General features: G+C 69.9%; 13 protein-coding genes. 8 read left to right on the plus strand and 5 right to left on the minus strand.

Features of this window, described 5'->3' with window-relative positions; all coding sequences use genetic code 11:
* Nucleotides 1-33 precede the first annotated feature (33 nt).
* From glpX to AC3EO7_RS02380, 4 genes are all read left to right on the plus strand, one after another.
* Entirely contained in the window at nt 34-1,077 is a 1,044-nt protein-coding gene (gene glpX, locus AC3EO7_RS02365; RefSeq protein ID WP_435590337.1) for a class II fructose-bisphosphatase, read from the plus strand.
* 168 nt (nt 1,078-1,245) lie between these two features.
* Complete coding sequence (locus tag AC3EO7_RS02370; RefSeq protein WP_435590338.1) at nt 1,246-2,190, plus strand: phosphotransferase family protein; 945 nt, start codon at nt 1,246-1,248, stop codon at nt 2,188-2,190.
* A 39-nt stretch (nt 2,191-2,229) separates the two neighbouring features.
* Nucleotides 2,230-2,487, plus strand: a complete 258-nt coding sequence (locus tag AC3EO7_RS02375; protein ID WP_431964646.1) for a TFIIB-type zinc ribbon-containing protein — start codon at nt 2,230-2,232, stop codon at nt 2,485-2,487.
* A gap of 105 nt (nt 2,488-2,592) precedes the next feature.
* Nucleotides 2,593-3,996 carry a class II fumarate hydratase gene (locus AC3EO7_RS02380; protein ID WP_431964648.1) on the plus strand — a complete coding sequence of 468 codons (1,404 nt, stop codon included), beginning with the start codon at nt 2,593-2,595 and terminating at the stop codon, nt 3,994-3,996.
* Nucleotides 3,997-4,059: 63 nt separating this feature from the next.
* Here the strand turns inward: AC3EO7_RS02380 and AC3EO7_RS02385 are convergent, their stop codons facing one another.
* From AC3EO7_RS02385 to phoH2, 3 genes are all read right to left on the minus strand, one after another.
* A complete protein-coding gene (locus tag AC3EO7_RS02385) occupies nt 4,060-4,929 on the minus strand; it encodes an acyl-ACP desaturase (protein WP_431964650.1) in 870 nt (289 codons plus the stop codon).
* A gap of 105 nt (nt 4,930-5,034) precedes the next feature.
* Nucleotides 5,035-5,613, minus strand: coding sequence for an LGFP repeat-containing protein (locus tag AC3EO7_RS02390; protein ID WP_431964652.1), 579 nt, complete (start codon nt 5,611-5,613; stop codon nt 5,035-5,037).
* Between the two features lie 204 nt (nt 5,614-5,817).
* A complete protein-coding gene (gene phoH2 / locus AC3EO7_RS02395) occupies nt 5,818-7,092 on the minus strand; it encodes an RNA 5'-3' helicase PhoH2 (RefSeq protein ID WP_431965371.1) in 1,275 nt (424 codons plus the stop codon).
* 643 nt (nt 7,093-7,735) lie between these two features.
* On the opposite strand from phoH2, the gene AC3EO7_RS02400 reads away from it, so the two are divergent.
* Nucleotides 7,736-8,008, plus strand: coding sequence for a hypothetical protein (locus tag AC3EO7_RS02400; protein WP_357452528.1), 273 nt, complete (start codon nt 7,736-7,738; stop codon nt 8,006-8,008).
* 93 nt (nt 8,009-8,101) lie between these two features.
* On the opposite strand, the gene AC3EO7_RS02405 is transcribed toward AC3EO7_RS02400, so the two are convergent.
* Both AC3EO7_RS02405 and AC3EO7_RS02410 read right to left on the minus strand, forming a co-directional pair.
* Nucleotides 8,102-8,527, minus strand: a complete 426-nt coding sequence (locus AC3EO7_RS02405; protein ID WP_431964654.1) for a limonene-1,2-epoxide hydrolase family protein — start codon at nt 8,525-8,527, stop codon at nt 8,102-8,104.
* A gap of 78 nt (nt 8,528-8,605) precedes the next feature.
* Nucleotides 8,606-9,361 carry a TetR/AcrR family transcriptional regulator gene (locus AC3EO7_RS02410; protein WP_431964656.1) on the minus strand — a complete coding sequence of 252 codons (756 nt, stop codon included), beginning with the start codon at nt 9,359-9,361 and terminating at the stop codon, nt 8,606-8,608.
* A 112-nt stretch (nt 9,362-9,473) separates the two neighbouring features.
* On the opposite strand from AC3EO7_RS02410, the gene AC3EO7_RS02415 reads away from it, so the two are divergent.
* The 3 genes from AC3EO7_RS02415 (at nt 9,474) to AC3EO7_RS02425 (ending at nt 13,041) form a co-directional block, all read left to right on the plus strand.
* Nucleotides 9,474-10,655: an FAD-dependent monooxygenase gene (locus tag AC3EO7_RS02415; protein ID WP_435590339.1), complete on the plus strand. Its 1,182-nt coding sequence runs from the start codon at nt 9,474-9,476 to the stop codon at nt 10,653-10,655.
* A gap of 86 nt (nt 10,656-10,741) precedes the next feature.
* The gene (locus AC3EO7_RS02420) at nt 10,742-12,304 is read left to right on the plus strand and encodes a hypothetical protein (RefSeq protein ID WP_435590340.1); all 1,563 of its coding nucleotides are present in this window, start codon (nt 10,742-10,744) and stop codon (nt 12,302-12,304) included.
* Complete coding sequence (locus AC3EO7_RS02425; protein WP_435590341.1) at nt 12,304-13,041, plus strand: ESX secretion-associated protein EspG; 738 nt, start codon at nt 12,304-12,306, stop codon at nt 13,039-13,041. The genes AC3EO7_RS02420 and AC3EO7_RS02425 overlap by 1 nt, the downstream gene beginning before the upstream one ends.
* Nucleotides 13,042-13,061: the final 20 nt, after the last annotated feature.

The raw sequence follows: 13,061 nt of genomic DNA on the forward strand, positions 1-13,061 counted from the left end.
CCCGTACGCACGAACCGAGGGAGGCACCCCGCCATGACGGCATCTTCGCCCGCACCAAGCCGCCGCGAGGCGCCGGACCGCAACCTTGCGCTCGAACTGGTCCGGGTGACCGAAGCAGGAGCCATGGCCGCCGGGCGCTGGGTCGGCCGCGGCGACAAGGAGGGTGGCGACGGTGCCGCCGTGGACGCGATGCGGCAGCTGGTCAGCTCGGTTTCCATGCGCGGCATCGTGGTGATCGGCGAGGGCGAGAAGGACGAGGCGCCCATGCTGTACAACGGCGAGGCCGTCGGCGACGGCACCGGCCCGGAACTCGACTTCGCCGTCGACCCGATCGACGGCACCACGCTGATGTCGAAGGGCTCCCCCGGCGCGATCTCGGTGCTCGCGGTCGCCGAGCGCGGCGCGATGTTCGACCCGTCGGCGGTGTTCTACATGCAGAAGATCGCGGTCGGCCCCGACGCCGCCGATGTGATCGATATCTCGGCCCCCATCGGCGAGAACATCCGCCGGGTGGCCAAGGCGAAGAAGTCCGCGGTGTCCGACCTGACCGTCTGCATCCTGGACCGGCCCCGGCACGCCGACCTCATTCAGCAGGTCCGCGACGCGGGCGCCCGCATCCGGCTGATCTCCGACGGCGACGTCGCGGGCGCCATCGCGGCGGCCCGCCCGGATTCCGGCACCGACATCCTGGTCGGCATCGGCGGCACCCCCGAGGGCATCATCGCCGCGGCGGCCATGCGCTGTATGGGCGGCGAACTGCAGGGCATGCTGGCTCCGAAGGATGACGAGGAGCGGCAGAAGGCCATCGACGCGGGACACGACCTGGACCGGGTGCTCACTACCCAGGACCTGGTGTCCGGCGACAACGTCTTCTTCTGCGCGACCGGCGTCACCGACGGCGACCTACTACGCGGCGTCCGCTACTACGGTGGCGGCGCCTCCACCCAGTCGATCGTCATGCGCTCCAAGTCGGGCACCGTCCGCATGATCGACGCCTACCACCGCCTGACCAAGCTGCGCGAGTACTCCTCGGTCGACTTCCACGGTGACGAGCACGCGGTCCCGCCGATGCCCTGATCCGCTTTCCCGCACGGCCGCATCCGGACCTCCGGGTGCGGCCGCTCGCGTATAGGGGACTCTCGGGCGAACTGGCCGCCCTGTGCTCGTGTGAGCACTGCCGACGGCGCTGGGGCTGCCCGGTGGTGAGCCGTGACCCGGCGGCAGATCATAGGGGACGATGACTCGGTGGGGATCGAGTCCGACCGGGAATCACCGTCGAACACAACCGAACTCGTCGACGCACTGGCCGAGACAGCCGCGCGGGCCGGTGCGGGCTGCGCGCCGCCGGTGCTCGTGGTCGAGCGTGCCGATGTGCTCGTGGTGCGGGTCGGAGCGGTCGTCGTCAAGGCCCACTCGGTGGAAACCGATGCGGCAGCGTTGCTTTCCCGCCTTCGACTGGCGACCGCACCGCGCTGGCGCGAGATCCTGTTGCCGCCGTTGCCGATCGGCGACGCGCTTCTCACACGCCACGCGGGCCGGACGATCACCGCCTGGGCCTACGGCGAACCGGTCGACCCCCACGATCCAGACGCCGCGCCATGGGAAGCCGCCGCGACGCTGCTCGCCCGGTTGCACACGATGCCGGAACCCGGGCGGCGCGACCTGCCGGAGGCGGGCGGCCCTGCGCGCGTCCACCGCGCGATCCATCGACTGCGGGACGCCGGTGATATCGCGAACCAAGCGGCCGCGGCGATCGTGTGCCGAGCATTCGCCGCACTCCCCGAACAGACAGCGACCACCCGCACCCTCGTGCACGGCGACTTCCATCTGGGTCAGCTGGTGCGTGGGCCGTGTGGCGGCGACCCGTGGCGGCTCATCGACATCGACGACCTCGGCGTCGGCGATCCGGCGTGGGATCTGGCCCGGCCCGCCGCGCTCTTCGCCGCGGGCATTCTCGAGCCCGTGACCTGGCTTCGGTTCCTCGACGCCTATCGCGCCGCGGGCGGTGTCGCGGTACCGCGGGACACGGACGAGTGGACCGCGCTCGACCGTCCGGCGCGCGCCGTCGCGGTGCAGGCGGCCGCGCTGGCCGTGGTCGCCGCCGGACGCGAGGGACGCGAACTCGATGATCTGGACACGGCTTTGGTGGACGCGTGCCGACGGATAGCCATGGCATCGGACAGGTCATGACGCCCGCACAGGCGCCGGAAATCGACTAGCCTCGCCGGAATGCAGTGTCCGAAATGTCATGGATTGATGCAGACGTACAACCGCAGCGGTGTGCACATCGAACAGTGCGGTAACTGCCGGGGGATCTTCCTGGACTACGGCGAGCTGGAGAACCTCACCCGGCTCGAGGCGGGCTACGCCGCACCGCCGCCGCCCCCGGCCGCTCCCGCTCCCGCGTGGGGCGCGCCCGCTCCGCACTACGGGCATGGGCACCACCATCGGCACAACTCCTTCGGCAAGATGCTGTTCTCCTCCTGACGTCGGCGTCGCCGGTTCGGCGGACGGTATTCCGCCGGACCGGTGTGGGATTCCGCTCAGGCGTGGCGGCCCCACGGCGTCCTCGTGCGGCATAGGGTCGGAAATATGACCGAGGAGACGCAGTACCGCATCGAGCACGACACCATGGGCGAGGTACGGGTCCCGGCGAACGCGCTGTGGCGCGCGCAGACCCAGCGGGCCGTGGAGAACTTCCCGATCAGCGGGCGCGGCCTCGAGCGCGCGCAGATTCGCGCGCTCGGACTGCTCAAGGCCGCGTGCGCCGAGGTGAACAAGGATCTCGGCCTGCTCGACCCCGTCAAGGCGAACGCGATCATCGCCGCCGCGGGCGAGATCGCCGCAGGCGAGCACGACGACCAGTTCCCGATCGATGTCTTCCAGACCGGTTCCGGCACCAGCTCCAACATGAACGCCAACGAGGTGATCGCCTCGATCGCCAAGGCCAACGGCGTCGACGTGCACCCCAACGACGACGTGAACATGTCGCAGTCGTCCAACGACACCTTCCCCACCGCCACGCACGTCGCGGCGACCGAGGGCGTCATCAAGGATCTGGTTCCCGCGCTCGAGCATCTGCGACTGGCGCTGCTGGACAAGTCCGAGGAGTGGCGCACCGTGGTGAAGTCGGGGCGCACCCACCTGATGGACGCCGTCCCGGTGACGCTCGGCCAGGAGTTCGGCGGCTACACCCGCCAGGTCGCCGCGGGCATCGACCGCTTGATGGCGACGCTGCCGCGCCTCGGCGAGCTGCCGATCGGCGGCACCGCGGTGGGCACCGGCCTCAACGCGCCCGCCGGTTTCGGCGCGAAAGTCGTTGCGGAACTGGTGAAGTCGACCGATATCGACGCCTTGACCGAGGCCGTCGACCACTTCGAGGCGCAGGCCGCGCGCGACGGTCTCGTCGAGCTGTCCGGCGCGCTGCGCACCGTCGCGGTGAGTCTCACCAAGATCGCCAACGACATCCGGTGGATGGGATCCGGCCCGCTCACCGGCCTGGCCGAACTCCAGCTGCCCGATCTGCAGCCGGGCAGCTCGATCATGCCGGGCAAGGTGAATCCGGTACTGCCCGAGGCGGTCACGCAGGTGGCGGCGCAGGTCATCGGCAACGACGCGGCGATCGCCTTCTCCGGCGCGAACGGCGCCTTCGAGCTCAACGTCTACATCCCGGTGATGGCGCGCAACGTGCTCGAATCGATTCGCTTGCTGGCCAACGTGTCCCGGCTCTTCACCGACAAGTGCGTGCGCGGCTTGACCGCCGACGTGGAGCGGCTGCGGACGCTGGCCGAGTCCTCCCCCTCCATCGTCACACCGCTGAACTCGGCCATCGGCTACGAGGAGGCGGCCGCGGTGGCCAAGGAGGCGTTGAAGGAGAAGAAGACCATCCGGCAGACGGTGATCGATCGCGGTCTGCTCGGCGACCGGCTCACCGAAGCCGAGCTCGACCGCCGCCTGAACGTGCTGTCCATGGCCAAGGTGGAAGACGAGAAGTAGACGCACGGTGCGCCGGGCGGATCGAAACCGCCCGGCGCACTACGTGATTCAGGACCCGCGAAATCAGGCGGGCGAGACCACGCGCAGGTGCTCCAGTTCGGCGCGGGCCTGCTCGCCCTCGAGACCGAGGTCGGTCCGGTCGAAGACGTTCCACCGGCGCAGCAGCGGCGCGAAGACCAGTTCGCCCTCTTTGGCGCGATCGTAGATGCCCGCTTCGGCCAGCACCTCGTCGCTGCCGCGGCCGTCCGGCAGCGCGACGGCGGGCACCTCGAAACCGGCGACCCGGTCGGCGATCGCGCGCATCGTCTGATCGGGCGCGATGGCGAACGCCGCGGCGACCAGGTCGGCGAAGAACTCCGACTGCAGCTCGTCGTCGGCCGCGATGCGCGCGGCGATGGCGGTGACCATCGGGTTCTCGTTCAGCGCGGCGATATTGCGGTGCCGGATCCCGGAGGCGGCCTCCTCGAACGCACAGCTGGCGAGGATGTCGAGCAGATGCAGGGCCGGACGGCGGAATCCCGCCGTCATGTGTGCCATCCGCTGCCGTTCCAGGTCCACCGGGTCCACCGACCTGGTCACCATCAGGTAGTTGCGGATCAGGATCTCGTGCCGGTTCTCCTCGGCGGTCCAGCGACCGACCCAGCGCCACCACGAGCCGGTGCGCAAGTGCTTGCCGATCTCCCGGTGGTAGGAGGGCAGGTTGTCCGCGATGAGCACGCTGACGGTCAACGCCACCTTGGCGAGCTCGCTGAGCTCGGACTGCTCAGGGGTCCAGTCCTCGCCGCCGAGGAAGGCGAAGTTACGGCCGTCGTCCCACGGGACGTAATCGTGCGGCTGCCACCCGTCGGCGACGGCGATGTGGCGCCGCAGATTCAGTTCCACCTCATCCGCGAGCGCCTCGAGCAGCTCACGGTCGGTCAAGAGATTTTGCACGATGACAACCTAGCCGTTCGGCCCGCGCCGCGGGACTCTACCGATGGGAATGGGAACGGCGCCCGAGCCGCGCTGGTGCGCGATCTCGGGCGCCGTGTCGATTCACTATTTCATGGTGACGGTGATCTGCCCATTCACCCAGGTGATGGTCCCCCCGCTGAACTCGGTCTGCTTGCCGCCGGGGATGTCGGTCTCGTCGCTGACCGGGTAGCCGAGCTCACCCGCGGCGCCGCCGTTCTCCTCCCACGCCTTGCGGATCTCGCCCCACACGATGTGCGGCTCGCCGTCCTCGGGCTCGTAGATGGTGCCGCCGACGAAGTCCTGGTACTTGCCGTTGTTCGGGGCGTTCTCCACCGGCTCCAGTGGCGCACCGAGCGGGCCGGTCGGGCCGCCCGCCGCCATGTACTTGTCGTAGATGTCGCCGGAGACGGTCACTTCGGCGCCGCCCGCGGTGGGGATCTTGGTCTCGTCCGGGGTCTCGTCGCGCTCCGGGGTCCCGGTGCCCTGGGTGCCGTGCGCCTCGCTGTGCGTGGTGGCCATCGCACCGGTCGTCGTCATGCCGATGGTGGGGGTGGTCAGGACCGACTTGGAGTCGCTGTCGTTGTCGTCACCGCAACCCGCGACCAGCAGTGCCGCGGCCGCCAGTGCGATGGTGAATCCAGCCGTGCGTCGAGCGTGGTGCATCAATCGTCCCCTCTCGAGTGTGGCTCCGACGGCGCCCTGACACCGGCGCCGCGCGTAGCCTAGGCCGATGTTCGGCAACAGTCCGGCGAATCGCTTCGCGACGCGCCGGACTGCTGCTCAACTGGTAACTCGGCGGATATTACCCACTCGATGTGAGACGAAACACACCCCGAGTATTAGCTCAGGGTGTGTTTGCGCCCCTGCTCATGCGTTCGGGCCGTACTCCTCCAGCATCTCGGTGACCAGCGCCGCGATCGGCGAGCGCTCGCTACGGGTCAGCGTGATGTGCGCGAAAAGCGGGTGTCCCTTGAGCTTTTCGATCACCGCGGCCACGCCGTCGTGCCTGCCGACGCGCAGGTTGTCGCGCTGGGCCACGTCGTGGGTGAGCACGACGCGCGAACCGGTGCCCAGTCGGCTGAGCACCGTGAGCAGCACGTTGCGTTCCAGCGACTGCGCCTCGTCCACGATCACGAAGGAGTCGTGCAGCGAGCGACCGCGAATGTGGGTGAGCGGCAGCACCTCCAGCATGTCGCGGCTGAGCACCTCCTCCATCACCTCGGGCGAGGCGAGGCCGTCGAGGGTGTCGAAGACGGCCTGCGCCCACGGACCCATCTTCTCGCTCTCGCTGCCGGGCAGGTAGCCGAGGTCCTGGCCGCCGACCGCGTAGAGCGGACGGAACACCACGACCTTGCGCTGCGTGCGCCTTTCGAGCACCGCCTCCAGACCGGCGGTCAACGCCAGCGCCGATTTGCCGGTGCCCGCCTTGCCGCCGAGCGAGACGATGCCGACGCTCTCGTCCATCAGCAGATCCAGCGCGATGCGCTGTTCGGCCGAGCGCCCGTGCAGCCCGAAGGCCTCACGCTCGCGCACCAGTTGCACGCGCTTGTCCGGGGTGACCCGGCCCAGCGCGCTCGAGCTCGTGCCGAGCAGCCGGATTCCGGTGTGGCAGGGCAGTTCCCGCGCCTCGTCCAGGTCGATCACCGACTCGGCGTAGAGCTGATCGATCCGAGTGGAGGAGACGTCGATCTCGACCATCCCGGACCAACCGGAGGTCACCACGTCCTGCGCGTGATATCCGTCGGCGTGCAGACCCACCGCGCTCGCCTTGACGCGCAGCGGAATGTCCTTGGACACCATGACGACCTGGCGACCTTCAGCCGCGAGATTCAAGGCGCAGGCCAGGATCCGGGAATCGTTTGTTTCGGTGCGGAAGCCCACCGGCAGAACCGTGGGGTCGGTGTGATTGAGTTCCACCTGCAGCGTTCCGCCCTCGGTGCCGATCGGCACCTGCTCGTCCAGCCTGCCGTGCCGCAGGCGGAGGTCGTCCAGGTTGCGCAGGGCTTCCCTGGCGAACCAGCCCAGTTCGTGGTGGTGCCGCTTGGCCTCGAGTTCGCTGATGACGACCAGCGGGAGGACGACATCGTGCTCGCCGAACCTGGTGAACGCCCAGGGATCGGAGAGCAGGACCGAGGTGTCGATGACGAACGTCTTGGCACCGGGAGTGTGGGAGAGCGAGGGGCGGGCCCCCTTGGTGTCCGAAGAGACAGCGGCGCGCTTTCCTGTGCCGGCGGAACGGGAGGAGTGCGCCGAGGGGGCGGGAACGGAGCGTGCAGCAGTCACGGTGGGCTCCTTTTGTGTCCACACGGCACCCGCGTGGACGATCTCGCTGGACCGGTCCGTCCTTCTGGATCCGACTTGCGTCAGATGCCACGAGGGCCGGGTGCCGGCCCCCTCGTACTGAGTAGCTCAGTCACGGTCAGGACCTCCCGTACGAACCACACCGACGCGGTCCGCATCTCCGAAGTTACCGCCGACTGGCCGGTCTGCGCTCGGGGACCGTGAGGCGTGTCGGTGAAGATCCCGTTAACGCGCGCCTCAGCTCGGCCGCCGGATCTGTTGTCGCCGCAGCTCACCGGAGGCGAACCGTCATCTACGCCCCGGCCATTCGCGGGTTTTCGCCAGAATGCGTCCAGCCCTGCGGACCGCCTCCGTTCCGGCTATGCGCGGGGTCTTCGGCGGACTTCACCCGGCTGCGCCGACCAGGCGCACCTCCGGCTTCCGTTCCGGCAATGCGCGAGATTTTCGACGGACTTCGCCCGCCTGTGCCGACTAAAGTCGAAGCATGGCCGGTAACGAGGAATTCGAGAACCTGTCGTCCAAGGAGCTGCACGACCGGGCGGTGCGGCTGGCCGTGCGCCGCGGTGACATCAAGTACCTGTGGCAGCTGCTCACCCGCATTCCCGCCGCCGAGGCCGCCGCCGGGAACGTCGGCGACAGCGAGGCGGACATCAAGTACGTGCTGCCGCTGCTCGACAATTACATCCACGCGGGCGACGGCGCGGTGGCCGAGCAGCTGCGGCCGTTCTACCTGGACTACCTGATCGCGCATTCGTGACAGCACGGCCGCGGGCAACGCGGCCGCGACCGTCCGGCAATCGGCGCCGAAAGCCGCTGCGCCCCGGGCGAATCGATAACGGCGAGCGTGGATTCAGTGGCGGGCGAACACGGCGCGGAAGAGTCCGACGGCGGTACCGCGCAGGAAATTCTCCCAGCTGAAGTGGTCGTGCCACAGCGCGATTCGGCCGTCGCGCAGTGCGAAGGTGCCGGTCACCCAGAACCCGATCTCCACCCGGCCCAGGCGCAGGTAGTCGGTGCGGTCGGTGAGCACGATGTCACCGTCGCCCGCGATGTGGTGTATGTCGACCCGGAAGCCGAACACCGGCCGGTCGAGCCCGCGCAGCACGCCGCCGACGCGTTGGATGCCGCGCACGTCCGGTAGCGAGGTGTTCTTCCAGACGATGCCCGGGTCGAGCAGTTCCAGCGCCTCGCCGACCGCGCCGAGCTCCAGCGCGGCGAAGAATTCCCGCACGGTGGTGATGGCGTCCTGCTGCAGTTCGGGTTCGTCGTCGGACATGCTTCGACTCTAGGCCCTGTGTCGAGGTCCGGCCGGATGCCTTCGTGAATCGGATCGTCGCCTGGCAAGGCGGAGGACCTATGCCGCCGGGCCGCCCGCTGTGGTGTCGGCGGCCCGGCGCGCCACCAGGACCGCGAGGCCGTCGAGGACGCGCTCGATCCCGAAGGAGAGTGCGTCACCCGGGTCCTGTGTGTAGGGCGGGTGCGCCGCCTCCTCGGCGAAAGCCGCCTTGACCGCGGGATAGCGATCGGCGGCCGCGTCCATCGTCTCGGCGAACTGCCGGACCACCTGCTCGGCGAGATCCGTGTCGCCGACGGCGCCGACCTGCTGGGCGAGGCTGCGCACGTGGCCGTTGAGCAGGACCACGGTGTCCAGCCGCTCGGGCCCGGTGAGCCCCATGCCGTCCATCGCGGTCACGGCGGCCTCCAGCCAGCCCATCTCGTTGGGGCCGATCGGGCGCGCTCCGACCGCGACCTCGATCGTCCACGGGTGCGCGCGGTAGCGCTCGAAGATGGCCAGCGCCCAAGCGCGCAGGGCCGCCCGCCAGCGCTCGGGACCGGAGGCGTTCCCCGGCGGTTCGGGCGGCTCACCCATCGCGGCGTCGAGCATCAGCGCGATGAGCTGCTCCTTGCCGGGCACGTACCGGTACAGCGACATCTTCGTGTAGCCGAGCCGCTCGGCGAGGCGCTGCATGGACAGGTTGGCCAAGCCCTCGGCATCGGCGAGCGCGATGGCTTCGCCGACGATCCCGCCCAGCGTGAGCGAGGGCTTGGGCCCGCGCCGCGGCGGCTGCCTGGTCCCCCACAGCAGTTCGACGGTGGTCGGTGACGGCATTGGCGAATCCTCCAGGACTGACGGGTTGACCCGGAACTGTGTCTACCATACGCTGATCTGCGTCCGCCGGAAACAGAATACGTCGGACGCAATTCCTATCTCAGGAGAGATCATGCGCAACCTGTCCGTTCTCATCTCCGGCGCCGGGATCGCGGGCCCCTCGCTCGCGTACTGGCTGCGCCGCTACGGCTTCGCCGTCACCGTGGTCGAGCGCGCCGCCGCGCCGCGCCCCGGCGGGCAGGCCATCGATTTCAAGGGCCGCACGCATCGCACCGTGCTGGAGCAGATGGGCGTCTGGGACGAGATCCAGGCGCACCGCACCGGCGCCTCGGACGTCGTGTTCGTCGACGAGCGCGGCACGCGGCTGGCCGTCATGTCCGGCGATTTCACCGGCGGCGACGTCGAGATCCTGCGCGGCGACCTGGCCGAAATCCTGTACCGCCGCAGCGCGAGCGACTGCGAATACGTCTTCGGGGATTCGATCACCGGACTCACCGAGACCGCCGACGGCGTGCAGGTGACCTTCGAGCGCGGACCGGCGCGCACCTTCGATCTCGTCTTCGGCGCCGATGGAATCCATTCCCGGGTCCGGAGTCTGGCGTTCGGGCCGGAGCGCGACTTCGTGCGGCACCTCGGGCACTACTACTGCGTCGCGGGCGCGAGCCCGTGGAGCGACTCGGCGACGCCGCGCGAGCGCGCCGTCGCCTTCGGCTACAACGCGCCCGGGCTGCTCGCGATCAGCGGCGGCTCCAAGGCACAGCAGCTCTATCTGTTCGCCGCACCGGAACTGGAATACGCGCGCGACGACGTCGACGCCCAGCGGCGCATCATCGCCGAGCACTACGCCGGATTGGGCTGGGAGGTGCCGCGGATGCTCGCCGAACTCGCCGAGTTCGACGACGTGTACCTCGATTCGATGGGCCAGGTGCGGATGGACAGCTACACCGCGGGGCGGGTCGCGCTCGTCGGCGACGCGGCGTACGGAAACACGCTGGGCGGCTTCGGAACCGGGCTCGCGGTGGTCGGCGCATATGTGATCGCGGGCGAACTCGCGCTCGCCGACGGCGACCACGCCGTGGCCTTCGCGCGCTACGACGAGATCATGCGCCGATACGCCAAGATCGCGGGCAACTCCAGCGCAGGCCGGTTCCTCGCGCCGACCACCGCTTTGGGTATCCGGCTGCGCAACTGGTTCCTGGAATCGCGGCTCTTCTCGCTGATGACGAAGTACGGCGACAACGCCGCCAACGACATCGACCTGCGCGACTACCCCGCCCTGCTGGCCGCCCGCTGAACGGATTTCGCGAGTTTCGGTGGAACCGCGCCGGGCTCGGGCGCGTCTATTAGGTTCAAACAGCACTGACGGAAGGGGCCACCGCGATGGCAGTGCATGGCACCGACGGCCGCGCGATCACCAATCCCGAGAACGCGCAGAGCTTTTCCCACGCGGAGATCAAACAAGCCGCGGACCGAATGAATCCCGCCGGGCTGGCGAGCGCCCACGCCTCATGGTCCGCGCTCTCCGCCGCGGTCGGCACGGCGAGCGAACAGTTCGGCTCCGCGCTGCAACGCGCGGTCGAGCAGCGGTGGGAGGGCGCGGCGGCCGATGCGGCGGTGCGCGGCGTCCGCGACTTCGTCGCGCAGCTGGGGGAACTGGGGGCGGCGCTGGGCCGACAATCCGAGCCACTCACGGCGGCGGGGAGCGCCGCCGCCGAATTCAAGGCGGCTATACCGGATGCGGCGGCCGGGAATTCGACGGCGCCCGAGGAGCGCAACGGGCGCGAGGAGCAGGCGCGCGACGACATGCACAGGCTCTACATCCGGCCGTACGGCGCGACGGCGCCGCGCATTCCGACGCTGCCGTCGCCGGTGGGTCCGAGCGGCGGGGGAATGATGGACGGACTGCTCGGCGGAGGTGGGCGTCCGGGGTCCTCGTCCGGGGCGGCGCGGCCGGATGGAGCGCATCCGGTGACCGATTCGGAAGCGGCGGAGGGGGTTTCGGGGTCGCATCGCGACGAGGTGGTCGGCTCGTCGACGTCGTCGGAACAAGGGGCCGACGGGCAGGCATCCACCGGGGTTCAGCCCGGTGCGGGTGCACAGGGTGATCGAACCGGCAACGGAGCCCCACCGGGAGCGGGAGACCCGATCTGGAGCGGTGCGCAACCGGGGAACGGAGCACAGCCCGACGCCGGTGCGCAACCGGAGACCGGTAGACCGCCCGGGTCCCATGCGCAGCCCGAGGGAGACGCGCCGCCGCCCGATACCGGAAATGGACCCGGTGGTGGAGGCCAGCCCGAGGGCGGACCGCCGTCGGATACCGGAGCGCACGGGTCGGCGGTGACCGAGCCGGAGACCGGTCAGGGAGACGAATCGACCGAGGATCCGTCCCCCGGCGCGAACGCTCAGCCGCATGCCGATACGGATTCCGTCGCCGCGCAGTCTGTCTCGTCGCCGACAAGCACCTCGTCGGCACCGCAGTCCCCCTCGCCCGCACCTTCCTCGTCACCCACACCTTCCCCCGCACCCGTCTTCTCGACGCCGACCACTCCCCCCGCACCCACCGCCCCGCTCGGCGCATCCTCCGTCACGAGTCCGCCGTCTCCCCTCGCTTCCGCCACGCTCCACGAAACCTCCGCCCGACCCGCCGCGCCCGTCCCACTCGGATCCACCAGCGCTCCGGCGACGCCGCCACCCGGGCCCGGCTCCTCAGTACCCGCCCAACCCGCGGCCGCCCCGAACTCCGCACCGCCGTCGGGCGTTCCGGCCCGTCCGGGCGCTCCCGGTGCCACCGGCTACGCGGGCGTGATGCCGTCCGCTCCCCGGACCCGCACCGAGGAGGACGGCGAACACCGGACGGCGCGGTACCTGCGTTCCGAGGAGCACGGCCAGGAACTGATCGGCGAGACGCCCAAGACCGTCCCGCCCGCTTTGGGAGCCGACTGATGGCGCAGTGGACACTCTCGGCCGAACAGTTCGCGGCGGTGTGGTTCGGCACCGGTCTGGATCGGATGCCCTTCCCCTTCCGCTTCACCAGCCGCTACCCCGGCCTCCGCGAGTACCAGGCCTTCCAGCGCGATTTCCGCACCGAGCTGGATCACGACGAGCACATGCCGCTGCGCCGCGCCATCGATGTGCTGGCCCGACCCGATTGGCGCATCGAGCTTTTCGGCATCGACAACCGGCGGGGCGGCGCCGAGCTGCGCGCCATCGGCTGCGCGCACCGGGGCGGTTCCGGCGTCGTCGCGTTGCAGAACCCGGCGCCCGACGGCGGGAAGATCCGCCTGCGCCGCTGCCGAACCGACCAGCTCGCCACCGAACTCGTCCGGCTGCTTCCCGACCACGAACCGGGGACCGTCGCCGAAAGGACCTATCTCCTGGACGATCTCGCCGACGACCGCCCCGCCCCCTTCGGCTCGGCACCGGCCGCCGGGACCCGGGACCGCTACCGCCGCTTCTGGCGGCAGTCGTGCACCACCCGAGGCACCGTCACCGTTCTGCTCGGCCCCCGCAACGCCGACCCACTGCGCACCGGCAAACTCCGCTGGATCGACACCGACGACGGGCGCTACTGCGAGATCCCCGCCAACCGCGCCCTCATGATCCGCCCCGGCTCCAGCGCCGACATCGGCCGCTACCTGGACGAATCGATCATTCGAGCGCGGGCCCGCATGGACGGGTAGCCATTCGTCACCGAGCCCGT

This window comes from Nocardia sp. bgisy118 (assembly GCF_057708605.1).

Coding starts and splice junctions, on each gene's coding strand:
- glpX (WP_435590337.1), top strand. CDS start 34: ATGACGGCATCTTCGCCCGCACCAAGCCGCCGCGAGGCGCCGGACCGC.
- AC3EO7_RS02375 (WP_431964646.1), top strand. CDS start 2,230: ATGCAGTGTCCGAAATGTCATGGATTGATGCAGACGTACAACCGCAGC.
- AC3EO7_RS02380 (WP_431964648.1), top strand. CDS start 2,593: ATGACCGAGGAGACGCAGTACCGCATCGAGCACGACACCATGGGCGAG.
- AC3EO7_RS02390 (WP_431964652.1), bottom strand. CDS start 5,613: ATGCACCACGCTCGACGCACGGCTGGATTCACCATCGCACTGGCGGCC.
- AC3EO7_RS02400 (WP_357452528.1), top strand. CDS start 7,736: ATGGCCGGTAACGAGGAATTCGAGAACCTGTCGTCCAAGGAGCTGCAC.
- AC3EO7_RS02405 (WP_431964654.1), bottom strand. CDS start 8,527: ATGTCCGACGACGAACCCGAACTGCAGCAGGACGCCATCACCACCGTG.
- AC3EO7_RS02410 (WP_431964656.1), bottom strand. CDS start 9,361: ATGCCGTCACCGACCACCGTCGAACTGCTGTGGGGGACCAGGCAGCCG.
- AC3EO7_RS02415 (WP_435590339.1), top strand. CDS start 9,474: ATGCGCAACCTGTCCGTTCTCATCTCCGGCGCCGGGATCGCGGGCCCC.
- AC3EO7_RS02420 (WP_435590340.1), top strand. CDS start 10,742: ATGGCAGTGCATGGCACCGACGGCCGCGCGATCACCAATCCCGAGAAC.
- AC3EO7_RS02425 (WP_435590341.1), top strand. CDS start 12,304: ATGGCGCAGTGGACACTCTCGGCCGAACAGTTCGCGGCGGTGTGGTTC.